Source organism: Synechococcus sp. R55.4, assembly GCF_047461935.1.
GTDB lineage: Bacteria > Cyanobacteriota > Cyanobacteriia > Thermostichales > Thermostichaceae > Thermostichus.
Map to the genome: position 1 here is coordinate 20,484 of NZ_JANSIF010000029.1, position 16,290 is coordinate 36,773.

General features: G+C 58.0%; 12 protein-coding genes and 1 pseudogene. 5 read left to right on the plus strand and 8 right to left on the minus strand.

Features of this window, described 5'->3' with window-relative positions; all coding sequences use genetic code 11:
- Window positions 1-34: 34 nt before the first annotated feature.
- Window positions 35-889: a sulfite exporter TauE/SafE family protein gene (locus NW842_RS08245; protein WP_414374732.1), complete on the minus strand. Its 855-nt coding sequence runs from the start codon at window positions 887-889 to the stop codon at window positions 35-37.
- Between the two features lie 216 nt (window positions 890-1,105).
- On the opposite strand from NW842_RS08245, the gene NW842_RS08250 reads away from it, so the two are divergent.
- Both NW842_RS08250 and NW842_RS08255 read left to right on the plus strand, forming a co-directional pair.
- Entirely contained in the window at window positions 1,106-2,935 is a 1,830-nt protein-coding gene (locus tag NW842_RS08250; RefSeq protein ID WP_414417829.1) for a transglutaminase domain-containing protein, read from the plus strand.
- 32 nt (window positions 2,936-2,967) lie between these two features.
- Window positions 2,968-3,195 (plus strand): Uma2 family endonuclease, encoded by a 228-nt coding sequence (locus NW842_RS08255; protein WP_414408210.1) that lies wholly within the window; start codon window positions 2,968-2,970, stop codon window positions 3,193-3,195.
- A 328-nt stretch (window positions 3,196-3,523) separates the two neighbouring features.
- On the opposite strand, the gene NW842_RS08260 is transcribed toward NW842_RS08255, so the two are convergent.
- Both NW842_RS08260 and NW842_RS08265 read right to left on the minus strand, forming a co-directional pair.
- Entirely contained in the window at window positions 3,524-4,588 is a 1,065-nt protein-coding gene (locus tag NW842_RS08260; protein ID WP_011432295.1) for a Gfo/Idh/MocA family protein, read from the minus strand.
- 109 nt (window positions 4,589-4,697) lie between these two features.
- Window positions 4,698-6,275 carry a phospholipid carrier-dependent glycosyltransferase gene (locus NW842_RS08265; protein ID WP_414417830.1) on the minus strand — a complete coding sequence of 526 codons (1,578 nt, stop codon included), beginning with the start codon at window positions 6,273-6,275 and terminating at the stop codon, window positions 4,698-4,700.
- A gap of 211 nt (window positions 6,276-6,486) precedes the next feature.
- On the opposite strand from NW842_RS08265, the pseudogene ilvB reads away from it, so the two are divergent.
- Window positions 6,487-8,286: pseudogene (gene ilvB / locus NW842_RS08270) on the plus strand (biosynthetic-type acetolactate synthase large subunit); the annotation flags it as partial.
- A gap of 297 nt (window positions 8,287-8,583) precedes the next feature.
- Here ilvB and NW842_RS08275 read toward each other — a convergent pair.
- From NW842_RS08275 to NW842_RS08290, 4 genes are all read right to left on the minus strand, one after another.
- Window positions 8,584-10,191, minus strand: coding sequence for a glycoside hydrolase family 57 protein (locus NW842_RS08275; RefSeq protein ID WP_414374728.1), 1,608 nt, complete (start codon window positions 10,189-10,191; stop codon window positions 8,584-8,586).
- A 159-nt stretch (window positions 10,192-10,350) separates the two neighbouring features.
- Complete coding sequence (gene glgA / locus NW842_RS08280; protein ID WP_414374726.1) at window positions 10,351-11,826, minus strand: glycogen synthase GlgA; 1,476 nt, start codon at window positions 11,824-11,826, stop codon at window positions 10,351-10,353.
- A 558-nt stretch (window positions 11,827-12,384) separates the two neighbouring features.
- Complete coding sequence (locus NW842_RS08285; protein WP_011432290.1) at window positions 12,385-12,810, minus strand: DUF2996 domain-containing protein; 426 nt, start codon at window positions 12,808-12,810, stop codon at window positions 12,385-12,387.
- An 80-nt stretch (window positions 12,811-12,890) separates the two neighbouring features.
- Entirely contained in the window at window positions 12,891-13,256 is a 366-nt protein-coding gene (locus tag NW842_RS08290; protein WP_011432289.1) for an NAD(P)H-quinone oxidoreductase subunit M, read from the minus strand.
- Between the two features lie 114 nt (window positions 13,257-13,370).
- Between NW842_RS08290 and NW842_RS08295 the strand changes: the two genes are divergently transcribed.
- Complete coding sequence (locus NW842_RS08295; protein ID WP_414374724.1) at window positions 13,371-14,459, plus strand: radical SAM/SPASM domain-containing protein; 1,089 nt, start codon at window positions 13,371-13,373, stop codon at window positions 14,457-14,459.
- A 95-nt stretch (window positions 14,460-14,554) separates the two neighbouring features.
- Here the strand turns inward: NW842_RS08295 and ylqF are convergent, their stop codons facing one another.
- A complete protein-coding gene (ylqF, locus tag NW842_RS08300) occupies window positions 14,555-15,406 on the minus strand; it encodes a ribosome biogenesis GTPase YlqF (RefSeq protein ID WP_414330227.1) in 852 nt (283 codons plus the stop codon).
- Between the two features lie 175 nt (window positions 15,407-15,581).
- Here ylqF and NW842_RS08305 point away from each other — a divergent pair, with 175 nt between their 5' ends.
- Complete coding sequence (locus NW842_RS08305) at window positions 15,582-16,067, plus strand: 2Fe-2S iron-sulfur cluster-binding protein (RefSeq protein ID WP_414358164.1); 486 nt, start codon at window positions 15,582-15,584, stop codon at window positions 16,065-16,067.
- The last annotated feature ends 223 nt before the right edge of the window (window positions 16,068-16,290 follow it).

The window sequence follows — 16,290 nt, forward strand, 5'->3', positions numbered from 1 at the left end:
GCTGTCTTGAGCGCTCAGGCAGACCAGGATCACTTCACAGGGCTCGGTAGCTTTGCCAAGCTTGCCAAAAAATGTAGAGAGAAAGGATGGTCAGAAAGCCCCGAAACAGCAGTCCGACGGTTTCATCGGGCAATTTGGGCAGGGTGCGTGTGCTGATCTGTACACCGATTAACCCCCCTGTCCCCAAGATCAAACCAGGGATCCAGAGCACATTTTGGTGGATAGTGCCGTCCCCCAACCCCAGGCCATTCCAGATCCAATCGCTGAGGCCCGCATGGCTGGCGGTGGCAGCAACTGCTGTGATTACAATGGCCCCCAGACTGGTCTGAATCGCCACTTTGATCGTCTCTTTCAGCAGCAGGATCTGCATTGGCACCAGGATCACCCCACCGCCGATGCCAAACAGCCCGGCCAACAAACCGGCAGCGCCACCGGTCAGGGCGCGGGCTAACCAGGGAGACATCTGTCCTGAGGACTTCGCACCACTGTCGCGAACAGCAGCAGGCGGGAACTCTGTCTCCAGGGCTTGGGTGGCCACCTTTTTGCGCAGCTCCACCAGATAAGTGTTGGCCAGCAGCAACACCCCGAAGGCTGTCAACAGCAGGTAGCTGGGAAGGCGACTGGCGATGATCGCCCCCACTTGGGCCGTAAGCAATGCGGGGATCCCCAGCAGGATCACCCGTTTCAGATCCAGCATGCCCATCCGCCAGTTTTGGATGCTGCCTGCAATCGAGGTCATAACGATGGAAAGGTTGCTGGTGGCTGCAGCTTGAACCGGTGGGATCCCCAAGCTGACCTGTAAGGGCACCAGGATCACGCCACCGCCAATGCCCAGCACCCCGGCCAGGATCCCTGCCACCAGGCCGCCAATTGCCAAGGCCAACTCCATCCCCTACCACTCCCCACCGCTGCTCTATCTTGCTGGCCAAAAAGCCGCCATCATCGTAACATTCTCCAGTCCTGGCAAGACTAGCAGGGATACATCGGTCGAGAAGCCTTGGGTGTGGGGTTGAAAAGAGGCGCATCATAATAATGTTGGACAGTCGTACTGATCTGGTGCGGATCGCGCTAGCGCGCCAACTTCTCCACAAGCAGGGAAGCCTTCATGGTTGCCATTCATCCGGCAAATGATCTAGGTGCTCTGAAAAATCCGGGTTCTACGGCAGAAGGATCCCAGCCCGCTTGGTGGCCTCAATCTGGGCAGCAACAGGGAACTGTGGCCCCTTTGCAACCGTTGGGGCTGGTCGCTTTGGAAGGTTTGGCCACCTGGGGAGATTGCCTACTCGGCTTGGATCGGGTGAGGGGCTATTTGGTGGAAATTCAAGAGCACAACACCCTGCTGCTCAATCCCCATCATGTCCATTCTTTCCAAGGCGCTTACGGTTTGTGGGTAGAGTCAGAAGGGGATCAAGCGTGGATTTGGCTCAGTCGGGAGCAAGAGGGGCAAATCTTGCGCATTCCCATGGCCGCTCTGCAGGAACCGGGATCCCTGGAAGCCTTTCCAGTGTGTAGCTGCCCCTGCCCCATCGAAGGGATCGCCCTCTGGATCGATCCCCACACGGGAAACTGCTACCTCTATGCCACCTGCTACAAACGGGGAAAAATCCTGCAACTGGATCCCAGCCGTGGCCTTATTGTGCAGGAGATGCCTGCCCCTGGGGTTGGCCGAGAACAGATTGCGGTGCAGGGAGACTACCTCTGGGTGAGCGATCGGGTGGAAGAGACGATCTACGTGCTGGAGCGCCAGACCGGGCGAGAACTGGCCCGCATCCTCACCCCTTCTCCTGGGCCGACAGGCTTGGCCTACTGGCGGGGGCAGCTCTGGGTAGCCTACGCCCACGAAGAAGCCTACATCCACGACAACCCCAACGCTCCAGATCCCTTGTCGGTGGCCCTGCGCGATAAAACCTGGGTGGCCCCCCTACGCCTGCGGCCTTTGGATCCCCCTAGCTCCCCCGACCCCTCTGGCGGCAGTGGAACCGAGGCCGAGGATTCCCCCATTGCCTGTCCGGTAGTTTTTCAGCCCCAGTGTCTGGGGGAACGCGCCACCTACACCCTCTCCCACGGCTATCGGGTGGAGCTGACCTATGTGGAAGAAATTGCCCAAGAAGAGCCGCGCTTCCTGCCCGATTTGGTCTGGCGAATTGCCTTGCCCTGCAACAGCCTTCGCCAACGGGTGCGCAGCCTGCACTGGGTAGGTCTGCCGTTTGAAGTGGAAGAGCAATCTGGCCAACAGGTGGCGGTGTTTTCGCTGGGATCCCTGGGGGCCCATGAGGTGCGCTTGTTTGGCTGGCGGGCGGTGCTGGATCTCTACAGTATCAAGTACTGCATCGATCCACTGGATGTAGAGGCTGCCGTTTTGCCCAGGGAGCTGCGGGATCGCTACTTGGTGGACGATGACTACCTGGCCATGGACACCTCGATTGTCCGAGAGGCAGCGCGGCTGGCCGTTGGCAGCGAGACCAACTTGCTGCGCAAAATGCTCAATATCCGGGCCTATGTTTACGACAAGCTCTCCTACCGGGTCACCTCTCGCATTGATCCGCCGGATGAGGTTTTGCGGCGTGGCTCCGGTTCTTGTGGCGAATATGTGGGGGTGCTGTTGGCTTTGGCCCGCCTCAATGGGATCCCTTGCCGCACGGTGGGGCGCTACAAATGTCCTCCCCATCCAGAACTGAAAGGGATCCCGCTGTTTCCCCAGTACAACCACGTGTGGATTGAGTTTTATCTGCCCGGCTGGGGTTGGGTGCCGATGGAGTCGAACCCCGACGATCGGGGGGAGCGCCCCTATTCGCAGCGCTACTTCATGGGCCTGCCCTGGACCCATGCCGAGATCGCCAAAGGGATCCCTTTCGAGACGATCAACACCGACCAAGCCTCAATTGGGGAGCTGGCCATTAACCATGTGCAGTTTCGCATCTTAGAAGAAATTTGAAAGGCGAATAGAGTGAGAAAACGGGCCTGAGATTGGCCAACACTGCTCCGGGAGTGATTTTTGCCGAAGATAACAATGTGGCTCCTGATGTGGTGTGGGTAAGCCGCTCTCGACTGAGAACAGCGTTAGGGGCGGATGGCAAACTCCACAGTGCCCCAGAATCGGCGGTAGAAGTGCTGAGCCCTGGAGCTCGCAATATTGGCCAAGATAAGCAAACTAAGCTCAAGCTCTACAGTCGGCTTGGGCTACAGGAGTATTGAGTGGTGGACTGGCAACAGCAACAAGTGGAAGTCTACCGGCGTCAGCAAAGGCAGTTGGTGTTGATCAAAACTTGCTTGGGAAAGATGAATTGGACTCGCCGTTGCTGCCGGGGCTTGCGTGCCCGATTTCACAGCTGTGGATGCCACCTCTTGCCTGAGTCTGGTGGGAGCCCCATTGCTCGCTCGAAAAGCTGCCACCCGAATGGGGAGCTGTCAATAGAGCTGCACTCCGCGGGCGCGAATGTCGCTTTTTCTTCCCCAGCCTGATGCTGGAATGGCTATGGGCCAACAACAGGGCTCTGCCCCCATCTGGGGCTTGCGTTAAAGACTAGGATAGGAGACTACGGCGGGGCTTGGCTTCGCTCCAGGCACATCCATCCAAAGCAATCCGCTCTACCTCCGAGGCCAGCCTCAATGCTTTCAGGGCCTGTTCCCCACCCACAGAAGGTTGGTTGCCCCCCCGCACGCAATTGATGAAGTGCTCCAGTTCGGCATGCAGCTTGTCGATATTGTCGGTGTGGACTTTCTCAATCAAACAATCCCGCTGGTAGGGCATTTGGCCGTAGTCGCTGGTGCTGCCGACGGATCCCTGGCGGTACACCGAGATCTCATTGTGGAGAAAATCTGCTTCTACCAAGGCATTCTTGCAGTGGACGGCAATTTTGCGCACCTTGCGGTGGGTGACCTTGCTGGCGGTGAGGGTGGCGATGGCACCGTTGGCAAAAGTGAGAGTAGCCGTGACATAGTCCAGGTAGCCCAGCTTGGAGATGCGGTTGCCGCTGGCGGTAATCTGGGTCACGGGAGATGGGATCAGCTCCAGCAACAGATCGATGTCGTGGATCATCAAGTCGAATACCACCGACACATCGCTGGCGCGGTCGGAATAGGGGCTGAGACGGTGAGCCTCGAAAGCCAGAGGTTCTTCACTTTGCAAGACTTGGCCCAGCTTTTGGAAAACAGGGCTGAAGCGCTCGATGTGCCCCACCTGCAAAATACAATTGCAATCGGCAGCTCGGTTCACCAGCGATTCTGCTTCGCTGATGCTGGCAGCGATGGGCTTTTCGATCAGCACATGTACCCCGGCCTCCAGGCAGGCCATACCCACCTCGTGGTGCAGAACCGTCGGCACGGCAATGGCCACGGCAGCTACATGGGGCAGCAGATCGCGGTAGTCCTCATAGAAATGAACGCGGTGGCGGCTGGCCACATCCAATCCCCGTTCCACGTTGATATCCGCTACCCCCACGACCCGCACATCCTTCATCAGGCTGAAAACGCGGGTGTGGTGCTGGCCCATGTTGCCTACCCCGATCACCCCAACCGGGACAGCTTGCTCTGAATAAGCCAGTGGACGGCGGGGAGAGTTGGCAGAACTCGGGCAAGATCGGGCCATGACGTTTCCACTACCTCCACCACAAGGGTTTCGCGAACCTCGCTCCATCTTTCGGTAACGGAGCGCCGCATTTCACGAAACAAACTTCACAAAGCTTACCATGCCTCCCTTAGATCCAGTTCAAGCCGGGGATGGGCGGCAGGTGCAGCGGGGGCTGTTGGCAGGATTGGGGGCTGAAACAGAACAGCGGCACCGGGCTAGAGCGAAACCACATGCGGGCGTAGAATCCGCTTGGACTGAGGGGCAGGCCAAGCCAAACGGGGAAAAAGAAGACAAAGGACGCCAAAACCAAGGCCACCGCCGTGATGCTCGCCCCGCGCCAAAAGCGGCGATAGCTCTGCCAGCCCAGCAGCACCAACCAAGCCAGGGCTAGGGTGCTAAACGCCAGAGCGCTCATGTAGTGGTAGATAAAAACGCAGCGGCTGACCCTAAACCAAGGCAGGTAATTGGCCGCATAGCCAATCAAAATGAAGGCTTCGAGACCGTGAAAGTGGCGGATCCCTCGCCAGACAAGCACCAAGATGGATCCCGTCCCCAGCCACCACAGCCAAGGATTGCCCAAGCCATGAACAGCTTGCCAGAGGTTGCCCTGACTGCCGAAGTAGTAGGCCACGGGGCGGCCCAGAATTGGCCAGGACCAAGCTCCTGCCGAGGCCAAGGGCGTAGTCAGCCAAGGACGCAAAGCCGGGAACCAAGCCACCAGGGATCGCAAGCTGGTGGAGCAGTAGGGGTGAACAGGCGTCTCTTCGTTCACCACCAGGTGGGCTGCCATGTGGCCGCCGTAGATGGATTGGTTGATGAGCACCAGGGATCGGAAATAATTCTGGATGCCCGTCCAGCTCCAATCCAGAGTTAGTCCCTGTTGGGGATTCAGCTGCAGGTGCGGGATCCACTGAATGGCATAAAAGGCCAGCGGAGCGAGGACGAAGCAGAACGCATAGTGCCACCAGCGCAGATGACGAATCTGGATCAAAATGCCCAACCGTGGGATCCACTGCGGGCGCAGCCAGACCACCCCCCAGACGAGGATCCCCAACAGAGCAAACATGAAGGTAAACCAGAGGCCATTCCACTTCACCGAAGCTGCCGCCCCCAACAGGATCCCGGAGCAAGCAAAGTGAGCAGCCCGTCGCCAACCTTGGTCTTCTAGACCTCTCAGCAACAGAATGGTCGCTGCCAGCCCAAAGGCTACCAGATACACGTTGATCAGGCCAAAGCGGGATTCCACCAGAAACACCCCATCGGTCAGCAGCAAAACCCCGCTCAACAGAGCAAAGCCCACGTGGTAGGTGAGGCGGTAGGCTAAACCGGTCAGCAACAGCGGGATCAGGGATCCGCAAAAAGCAGTGGCGAAGCGGAATCCCCACTCGTTGCGGCCAAACACCTGAATGCTAAGGGCAATGAAGTACTTGCCCAAGGGAGGATGCACATCGTAAAAAGGCTTGCCATCCAGGTAGTTCTGGGCAAACTCCGGGAAGTACACCTCATCGAACACAGGTGCCGGGAACTCGTCCAGCCGCCACAGGCGCAACCCCAGACCCACCAGAAAGATCCCCAGCGCTCCCCATACCAGCCACTGTCGGGATCCCACAGCACTGTGCGGGGATCCGAGGATGGGCACAGCTAGCAGCAAGCTGCCCTGAGACCGCTCCGGCCCGGGGTCAATGGGGGTTGGCTCTCCAGTCATGGATAGGGCACTCTCAACACTCCGGCGAGGATCCCTAGGGATCCCCAGTGTTACTTTAGCCGACCGTGAAAGTCTAAGCGATTCCAAAGCAAACCACTGCTAGACTGTAGAATTGAATACAAAGTTGGCCAACTTCTGGCCAGTACCCTGTCTGCGCTGGCGCTCCTGAGAGCGGGCGTTTGACGTTCGGTCATCTCAGTGGGGAGGAGACACCGTGGCGACTGGTGGATATGCGTTGGTGGACAGCCTGCACCGGCATGGGGTGCAACACATCTTTGGCTATCCGGGGGGAGCCATCCTCCCCATCTACGACGAGCTGTACAAAGCCGAGTCTCAGGGGCTGCTCAAACATTACCTGGTACGCCACGAACAAGCGGCTGCCCACGCCGCCGACGGATATGCTCGCGCCACTGGCAAGGTGGGGGTGTGTTTTGCTACCTCTGGCCCAGGGGCGACCAACCTGGTGACGGGCATTGCCAACGCCATGATGGACTCTGTACCGATGGTGGTCATCACTGGGCAGGTACCTCGCCATCTGATTGGCACCGACGGCTTCCAGGAGACGGACATCTTTGGCATCACCCTGCCCATTGTGAAGCACTCCTACGTGGTACGGGATCCGCGCCAAATGTCTCGGATCGTGGCAGAGGCTTTTCACATTGCCAGGACAGGGCGGCCCGGGCCGGTGCTGATCGACATCCCCAAAGATGTGGGCCTAGAAGAGTTTGACTATCAACCTGTCAGCGAGATCAACATCCCCGGCTACAAGCCCACCGTGCGAGGCAACCCACGGCAAATCCATGCGGCGGCCAAGCTGATCCTGCAGGCCAAACGGCCCTTGCTGTATGTGGGAGGTGGGGCGATCATCTCCGGTGCCCACGCCGAAATTGCCGAGCTGGCCCACACCTATCGGATCCCGGTGACCACCACCCTCATGGGCAAAGGGGCTTTCGATGAGAACGATCCCCTGTCGGTGGGGATGCTGGGCATGCACGGCACGGCCTATGCCAACTTCGCCGTCACCGAGTGCGACCTGCTCATTGCGGTGGGAGCCCGCTTCGACGACCGCGTAACCGGCAAGCTAGATGAATTTGCCAAGCACGCCAAAGTCATTCACATCGACATCGACCCAGCCGAGGTGGGCAAAAACCGTGCGCCCGATGTGCCGATTGTAGGGGATGTGCGCACTGTTCTGGTGGAGATGCTGGCTCAACTGAGCAAAATGCCTTCTACTCCAGGCCTAACTCAGGCTTGGCTGGATCGGATCGAGCGCTGGAAGCGGGACTATCCCCTGCAGGTGCCCAGCTACGAAGGCGTGATTGCCCCTCAACAGGTGATCGATGCCTTTCGTCGTCATGCTCCCCACGCCTACTACACCACCGATGTTGGCCAGCATCAGATGTGGGCGGCGCAGTTTCTGCGCAACGGGCCGCGCCAATGGATCTCCAGTTCTGGGCTGGGCACCATGGGCTACGGGTTCCCCGCGGCGATGGGAGTCAAGGTAGCCCTGCCTCACGAAGAAGTCATCTGCATCAGTGGCGATGCCAGCTTCCAGATGAACATGCAAGAGCTGGGCACAGTGGCTCAGTACGGCATTGCCACCAAAGTGGCCATCATCAACAACGGCTGGCAGGGCATGGTGCGGCAGTGGCAGCAGGCCTTCCACGGCGAGCGCTACTCCCACTCGGATATGTCTCCCGGAATGCCGGATTTTGTCAAGCTAGCCGAGGCTTTTGGGGTAAAAGGGATCCGCGTCGATCACCCCGATCAACTGGAAGATGCCATCCAGGAGATCCTCAAGCACGAGGGGCCGGTAGTGGCCGACTTTGTGGTCAAGCGGGACGAAAACTGCTACCCGATGGTGCCTGCCGGCAAAGCCAATTATCAGATGATCGGGCTGCCGGAGAAGCGGCAACTGGAACAAGCCGCCGAGCTGATCTACTGCCCCAATTGCGGCACCAAAAACCCCACCCTGCACAAGTTTTGCGCCGAGTGCGGCACCAAGCTTTAGAATCGGTGGCCTGGCCATCCGGCTAGGAAAGGTGGGCCCCAGCAGCAGGGAGTCTTCGGGGATATCGGGGCTACTGAACAAGCCAGATTAAAACGCTCCCTGAGCGCTCTGCGAGGCCAACACGAGCGACTCCTGCCCCTTTCCCAAAAGGAGAGGAAGGTTGGGATCAGCGCAACGAACGGAGGATCCCTCCTGCCCTGGGGTAGTTCGATCCCCTCAAGGAGGGTAGCCGGAAACTTCTGCCTCTGGTGTCTCTGGCGGTCGGAAGCAGGCACCCTCCAGACCTGCCCAACCGGCTTAGAGGGGTCGGTAAACCCGGTAGTTGAGATTGGGGAAGATGTTGTCCATGTATTCCACCTTGGCCAGCCACTGCTCCTCTTCAGGGGTGGCTTTTTCTCGCCGAAACTGACCCTCTTTGATCTTCTCGTAGAGGTGGTTGAAGCGCAGCAGATGAGACTTGGTGCGGCGCACTGCATAGGGAACCATCGTCCCTGTGCGCATGATAAAAGCCCAGTCAGACGATTGAGCCAGCAGCAATTCTCGCGCCGCCTGGTTCAAGGCCCGCCATTCTAGGTCATCGGCAGGCTCGCGACGGCTCAGCTCGATCATCCGCTCGGTGGCCTTGTGCAAATGGGGATAAATCCAAGCGTTGCTGGGGTTCAGCCAGTATTCGTGGAAGCCGCGCGCCCCCCAACTGGACTGGGCAGGTTTGCACACCTGCTGGGTGGGGTTCTCCCGCAGGTACTCCGCCAGGTGAGTCATGCGGTAGGTGTTTTGGTCGAAGTAGCTCTTGCGGATGAGAAAATCCAAAAACCAAGGGCCCTCGTACCACCAGTGGCCGAACAACTCCGCATCGTAGGGGGCCACCACCAGCGGCGGGCGGCCCATGACGCTGTACAAATATTCGATTTGCCGCTGGCGGTTGAACATAAAGTTGCCCGCATGCTCTGCCGCTTTCTCCCGCGCCCAATAGGGGTCGTAAAGCTGCTTTTGCCCCAGGTCCAGGTTGCGCCCGGTGATGCGGTGGTACTTGATGCCGGTGTTTTTCCGCTGGCCGTTGGGCATGATGTAAGGCTTGATGTACTCGTAGTCGGCCTCATACCCTAGGTCTTTGTAGAACTCGCGGTAAACCGGATCCCCTGGATAGCCCACCTCTGCCGACCACACCTGCTGCGAAGACTCGTGATCCCGCCCGAAAACGGCGACGCCGGTCTCGGTAAAAATAGGGGCGTACATGCCGTAACGAGGCCGGGGCTTGGCGTAGAGAAGACCATGGGCGTCGGTGATCATGTAGCGCAGGCCGGCATCGGCAATCATCCGCTCCAGCCCTTGGTAGTAGGCGCATTCCGGCAGCCAGATCCCCCGCGGCCATTGGCCAAAGTGCTCGTTGTAGTGCTCACAAGCTACAATCAACTGCGCCCAGACTGCCTGCGGGTACATCTGCATCAAGGGCAGGTAGCCGTGGGTAGCCCCACAGGTGATGATCTCCAGGTTGCCGCTGTCTTGAAACTGCTTAAAAGCTCGCACCAGATCCCGGTCGTAGCGCTCCCAGAGATCCCGCACCATGGCAAACTGCTTGATGTAGTGCTCCGCCAGGTAGCGAATGTGGCCGTTGGTGGCGTTTTTGTCGTACTCCAGCTGAGCCAGCTCTTCCAATTTGGTTAGGTAGTGGTCGTAGCGCTCCTGCAGCAAGGGATCCCGCAGCATCGACACCAAGGGCGGCGTCAGGGACATGGTGAAGCGAAAGTCGATGCCATCTCGCTGTAGCCCCTCGAACATGTGCAGCAGCGGCACATAGGTCTCCGTGATGGCTTCGTAGAGCCATTCTTCCTCCAGCACAAAGTCTTGCTCAGGGTGGCGCACAAACGGCAGGTGCGCGTGGAGTACCAAGGCGAGATAACCCATGGCAGCCGGGGATCCTTACAGACAGGGAAAGATAACGGAGCAGAATTACCCTTCTCAGCAGCAAATCTGTAGAGAAGGTTAAGCCCAAGATTGCTACCTATCGTCCAGCATTTCGTCCTTGGGGTCAAGAGCTGGGATCGCTGGGGATCGCTGTTGGGCTCAGCGGTGACGAATGAAGTCGTAGATCTCCAGATACTCCTTGCCAGGATAGTTCCAGGAGTAGTCGTAGCTCATGCCTTGAATCTGCAGTTGACGGAACTGGTCAGGAGCGGTGTACCAAAGGTCGATGGCCCGATCCAGAGCCGACTCCAAAGCAGCTGGATCTGTGTGATAAAAGACGTAGCCGTTGCGTTGCTCGGGCAATTTGTGGGGATCGTAGTCGCGGTCGAAGACGGTATCCACCAGGCCACCCACTCCTCTCACCACCGGAACTGTGCCATACTTCAAGCCAATCATCTGAGTGAGTCCACAGGGTTCGTAGTGGCTGGGCACTACGATGATGTCTGCCCCCGCATAGATAAGGTGGGAAAGTTCTTCGTTAAAGCCCAACTCAATGTGAACATCGGGGTTGTTGTTGAGGTAGCTTTTCTCGTGGGCAAACCAAGCGCCGATCCCTAGCTCCGTAGCGGATCCCAGCAGAACAAATTGGGCATTTTTGAACAGGGAGCGGTAGATGGCATGATGCACCAAATGCACGCCCTTTTGCTCGTCCAATCGCCCGATATAGGCCACGATAGGCTTGTCAACATCCTGCAGTAGCAGCCGATCCCGCAGAGCTTTTTTGTTTTTAGCTTTATTTTCCAGCGTTTGAGCAGTGTAGCGCACGGGGATAAAGCGGTCGATCTCCGGGTTCCAAATGTCGTAATCGATGCCATTCAAAACGCCGCGAAACTTGTGCCGGTGCAAGTAGAGGGTATGGCCAAGTCCATAGCCGTAGTCGCCAAATTGCACCTCCAGCGCGTGATTGGGAGAGACCGTAGTGACAAAGTTGGAAAAAACAATTCCCCCCTTCATAAAGTTGAGAGAAAAGGGGTTGAAGTTATCGCGCAAACGGTCGTAGTGGAAGTAGTAGGGTTCGCGGTTGAGGCCGGTAGCCCAAAGAATCTCTGGGCCGCCAAAGCCTTGGTGTTTGAAGTTGTGAATGGTGTAGCACACCCGCTGATTTGCCATGCCGTGGTACTTGTAGATCTCAAACAGCAGCACCGGTACCAACCCTGTCTGCCAGTCGTGGCAATGGATGATGTCGGGGCGCTTGTTGCTTTGTAGGAGAAACTCTAGAGCCGCCTTGCTGAAAAAAGCAAAACGCATGTTGTCATCCGGGCAGCCGTAATAACACCCGCGATTGAAGAAGTTATCGCCCGAGTGGGGCTCAATAAAAAAGCAAAGGCGGCCATGCACCCAGCCGCAGTACACCGAACAGTGGATGGCTCCCCCGTACCAGGGCACCCAGAGATCGCGATAGGCGTCGTGCAAACCCCAGATCTGGTCGTAGCGCATGGTGTCATACTTGGGCAAAACCAGCTCGACACAGTGCCCCCGCACTTCCAGCTCCCGGCTGAGGCCGTACACCACATCCCCCAGTCCCCCCGCCTTGATAACCGGGGCGCATTCAGACGCAATCTGCACGATGTACATTTCGAGACCTCCCGTAGCACCGCCTTAGCTTTCTTTACAAACGATAATCTTTTTGGCCTCGACAGAACATCCCTCCCAATGGCAAGGGATCCCCACAATTAGGGATCCTCACTTTAGATAACCTCTGGTCAGACTGGGTTCAGGCTCAAGCGGCGCCGTTTGCCGGGGAACCTGATCTACGGGAGCAGCCCTCTGGGCAATTATGGGCATTTCGATTCAAACTAGAAACGTTGAATGCACGGGGCCAGAAGGCTTTTCAAGGACTCCGTTCCGCTGGCGCGATCAGTAGCCCAGGCCTCTCACCCTAACCTGAAACGCGACTATGAACGGCTGATCCCGCTGGGGCGGTACCGTTCTTCGAGCCAAGTGCGCAGCTCATCTTCCGGGAAGGCGGCAGCCAAGGTGCCCGTTCTGGGATCGTGGGCATGCCAAAGAACATGGCCGGATGGATCCTGGCTTTACGGTAACTGCAGCCGGCTGCACCTCCCCTCGTCTCTTGCGAGCAGGCTTACTCTCTCCGGCTAGGGGTAGCCAGGGATCCTTCAAGGTCACGCGAACTCAATACCACTGCTGAGCGTAAAGGCGCTGCACCAAATAAAACACGAATAGGTTGACATCCACGCGCCGCTCGTCGATCATAAAAGACTCGATGGTGCTGGCCGGGGATCCTTCGGTGGTACAGCGGAAGAACTTGCGGCCATTCAAGGATCCCTCAGCAAACAGCACGCTAAATTGCTTCTTGCCTCCTGCAAACGCGCCGACCAGCGTCTTGCCTTCCAGGCGCAGCTCCAGATCGCTGACTCCGCGCTTTTGAAAAGCCGCAATGGCTGCCGGGATCACCTCTTCCGTGATCTGTTGCTCGAAGGGCTTTTCTTCCTTAGCAACTTTTTTCGCAGCGGCTTTGGGGGAATCCTCAGCAGCAGGCTTGGCAGCTTCAGCGGGTTTCTCGGCAGCAGCGGCCTCGGGGGTGGGTTCTCCAGACATGGGGAAACGCTCCGACAATCAGATGGGTAAAAGCCTTAGATGCAGAACAATCAAAAACTCTGTCCAGAACCGGCAAAGAGCTAGCCCTTGGGGATGTATTGGCCGACAATTTCTTCAGCAGGGATCTGGGGAAAGCCCATGCTGAAGTTGGGGGCACGCCCCTGCAGGTTATAGGCGATCTCCCCTTGCTTGAGCAGGGATCGGATGAAATGTTCCAGGTCAGACCCAATGCGGCGGATATTGTACTCGGTCAAGTCTCGCCCCCGGTATTCTTCCACCAACTCTTCGAAACGGGCATAGACCTTTTGCAGGGCAGCATCAGTCCAGACCAGCTCGTTGTCCGGATCCACATCGAGGGTAAACAGGTCGTCGCGGGGCACGAAGTTGTTGTCGGCAGTAACTTCACCGGCAAAGATATGGACGTGACGAGTGGTGCATTTCAGCATTGCAATGGCTCCGCTCCGGATCTAACCTGATAAACAGCGTATCACTACCTAGCGCTTGTGGGGGATCCGCTATTTGCCCTCGACTTGTTCCGGCCCTCTCTATGTCTGCTGTTAATGTCTGCTGTTATTCCCCAACTGGAACGCCTGCACATAGAGGTGACCAACGTTTGCAACTTTAAGTGCGAGTTTTGTCCAGATGGGATCATGCAACGGCGGCGGGGGCACATGGAGCCCGCTCTGCTGGAGCAGATTTTGGAGGAAGTAGCGGCAACAGGGCTGGCCCGCGTGATGGCTTTTCACCTGATGGGGGAGCCGCTGCTCTACCCATACCTTTTCGAGGGTATTCGCAGGGCCGCTGAGCTTGGCCTTCGCCTGCACCTGACCAGCAACGGCAGCACCTTTGCCCTCTGGCCGGAGCACATTGAAAAGCTGAACCGCAGCCCCTTTGCTAAGCTAACCATTTCCCTGCAAACTCCCGATCCAGTCACCTTCAGCATTCGCGGAGCACCTCCCCGCCTCACGCCGGAGCGCTACTTTGCTGGGATTACCCAATTTCTGCAGGTGCACTTGCGCTCCTCCAGCCCTACGCAGGTGCATCTCAAATTCCTGGATACTAGCCCCCACCCGTTTTTGGTGCCGCATAAGGCTCTTTCGGTGATCGATTCTGCACAGCAGATGCGCGCTCAGCTCTCGGCTTGGGCCAGACGAGCTTTGCAAGGGATCCCGGATGCACCGGCTCTCGATTGGGTAGAAGCCCAGATTGCTACTTACCGACCGGGCCGCTGGCAGCAGATCCGCATCCATCCCCGCTTGGTTTTGGAAACGTTTCCCTTGGACAGTTGGGGCAACGTGGAGACAGAACGGGTAATCCCAGCTCGCTGGGGATACTGCAATGGCGCTTCCGGTCAGGCGGGGATCCTCTACGACGGCACGGTGGTGCCCTGTTGCAAGGACTATGAAGGGCAAATCCCGCTGGGGCAAGTGACGCTGGGGGGATCCCTGGCCGAGATTTTGCGGGGCCAACCGGCCTGTGCGCTGCGGCGGGGGTTCAATCGTCTGCAGGTGAACCATCCCGTTTGCCAGCGCTGTATGGGTGGAGACACTTGCATCAAAGCCTTGGCCAGACAAGTGGGTTCCGTTGTCTACTTCAAGGTGTATCGGCCTTGGAAACAGAGGCTGGATCCCGGCTGGGGACAAGTGTAGACAGTTTCGGGAAAAGTCAACGCCCCACAGCAGCGGTTTCCCTGCCGTGGGCATAGCAACAACGTGACTTTCTTTCGTGATTTCTTCTAAGGGGCTCAAGCCTTGGGAGGGAGTTCCAAGGCCAGCGGCCCCAGCAAGCCCTTGCGGTAGTCGTTGAGAACTTGCCGTGCCGCCCGCTGGGGATCCCCTTGATACCGCCGCTCGGCCAACTCCTGCACTGCGGCACCACCGGGAGGGATCGGATCCGGCCAACCGTAGCGCTTTTGCAAGAGAGATCCGGCTTGGGGCTGCACCCTCAGCACTTGATCCAAAAAGTGGGCCGCCACCCGTTCGGGATCGTAGGCCGCTTCGCCGATGTCATCGCAGATGGCCAATAGAGAGGCCGCCTGTTGATCCGGCAGAGAGGGCGGTATGATGCCCGGCGAGTCCAACAGATCCAACTCTCCCCCCAGCCGCACCCACCGCAGTTGCCGCGTCACCCCAGGACGTGCTGCGCTCTCGGCTGCCCGCCGCCCCAACAGTCGATTCAGCAAAGCAGATTTGCCCACATTGGGAAAGCCCACCACCACCGCCCGAACGGCCCGCGGTCGCATTCCCCGCTGTTGACGCCGCATATTGACCGATTGCCCCAGTTGCAAGACCGCCTGCTTGAGGCGATTCACCCCTTCTCCTGAGCGGCCATTGGTGGGATAGACAGGGATCCCTTGCCGTAAAAAATACTCCTGCCAAGCTTTCAGATCCCCAGCCTCAATGCAGTCCGCCCTGTTCAGAGCCAGGAGGCGAGGTTTTTCCCCCAGCCACCGGCCCAGCTCAGGATGACGACTGGCCAACGGGATCCGCGCATCCAACACCTCGATGACCGCATCCACCCGCTGCAACTCTTCCCGCAACTGGCCAATTGCCTTGGCAATATGGCCGGGATACCACTGGATGGCCGGAGAACTCATGCCGCCAGAACCCTAGAAGTGGACAGCAGAAATCAACAGTGGGATCCAATCTAGCCCGATTCCCCAAAAGAGGCTCAACCTGCCCACCGAGGTAGCCAATAATACAATGTGGACGCGGCTGGGATCTTTATTTCATGGACAAGCTAATGTTAAGGCGTGTAACAGAGGGAAGGTTATGGTCAAGCGCGTGCGGTTGGATCCCATTGCCCAAGTGTCTGAAATCGCCACCAACAGCAATTTGCTCTCGGTACTGTTGCAGGAAGAGCTGAATGTGTTGAAAGAGTGCGGCGGGCGCGGCCTCTGTGCCACCTGCCATGTGTACGTTAAGGAAGGGATGGAGTCTTTGTCTCCGGTGAGCAAGCGGGAGCAGCGCACCCTGGAGGCGATCACCACCTGCAAGCCCAACTCCCGCCTGGCCTGCCAAGCGCGCGTGCTGGGGGAAGGGGTGGTGGTGGAATTGCCTGCCGGGATGTACATCAATGCTTTTCAGGATATCGAGGCGTTGATCGGTCGGCGGGCCGAACAGCCGCTTTTGCACCCTGTAACCGGCGCCATTTTGGTGCAGGAGGGTAAGCTGATCACCCGCTCGGTGCTGGAATCGGTGAAAGGGCTGGATCTGGATATCCAAGAAGCGTTGGCTCGGAGCAGCCAGGAGTTTTGAAATTGTGATCGCGACAGCGGGCCGGAGTCCTTATCCCATCCTTTAGGCCAGTTTGAGCCACTTGGCCACCCCATCTATACAGAGAGCATTCTTGGGCCTTGGGCACTCCATCATGACAAGGCATTTTCCTTCCTAATGATGAGCTGGGTCGTGTTGATCTTATGTTAGGATAGAGAGAATAATTTATAGAGGAAAGAGGATGAAGTTGGTTTTTTTAGATGAA

Excerpts from the sequence above, each read along its gene's own strand:
- NW842_RS08295 (WP_414374724.1), top strand. The coding sequence starts at position 13,371 with ATGTCTGCTGTTATTCCCCAACTGGAACGCCTGCACATAGAGGTGACC.
- NW842_RS08265 (WP_414417830.1), bottom strand. The coding sequence starts at position 6,275 with ATGACTGGAGAGCCAACCCCCATTGACCCCGGGCCGGAGCGGTCTCAG.
- NW842_RS08305 (WP_414358164.1), top strand. The coding sequence starts at position 15,582 with ATGGTCAAGCGCGTGCGGTTGGATCCCATTGCCCAAGTGTCTGAAATC.
- NW842_RS08275 (WP_414374728.1), bottom strand. The coding sequence starts at position 10,191 with ATGGGTTATCTCGCCTTGGTACTCCACGCGCACCTGCCGTTTGTGCGC.
- glgA (WP_414374726.1), bottom strand. The coding sequence starts at position 11,826 with ATGTACATCGTGCAGATTGCGTCTGAATGCGCCCCGGTTATCAAGGCG.
- ylqF (WP_414330227.1), bottom strand. The coding sequence starts at position 15,406 with ATGAGTTCTCCGGCCATCCAGTGGTATCCCGGCCATATTGCCAAGGCA.
- NW842_RS08250 (WP_414417829.1), top strand. The coding sequence starts at position 1,106 with ATGGTTGCCATTCATCCGGCAAATGATCTAGGTGCTCTGAAAAATCCG.
- NW842_RS08290 (WP_011432289.1), bottom strand. The coding sequence starts at position 13,256 with ATGCTGAAATGCACCACTCGTCACGTCCATATCTTTGCCGGTGAAGTT.
- NW842_RS08260 (WP_011432295.1), bottom strand. The coding sequence starts at position 4,588 with ATGGCCCGATCTTGCCCGAGTTCTGCCAACTCTCCCCGCCGTCCACTG.
- NW842_RS08245 (WP_414374732.1), bottom strand. The coding sequence starts at position 889 with ATGGAGTTGGCCTTGGCAATTGGCGGCCTGGTGGCAGGGATCCTGGCC.
- NW842_RS08285 (WP_011432290.1), bottom strand. The coding sequence starts at position 12,810 with ATGTCTGGAGAACCCACCCCCGAGGCCGCTGCTGCCGAGAAACCCGCT.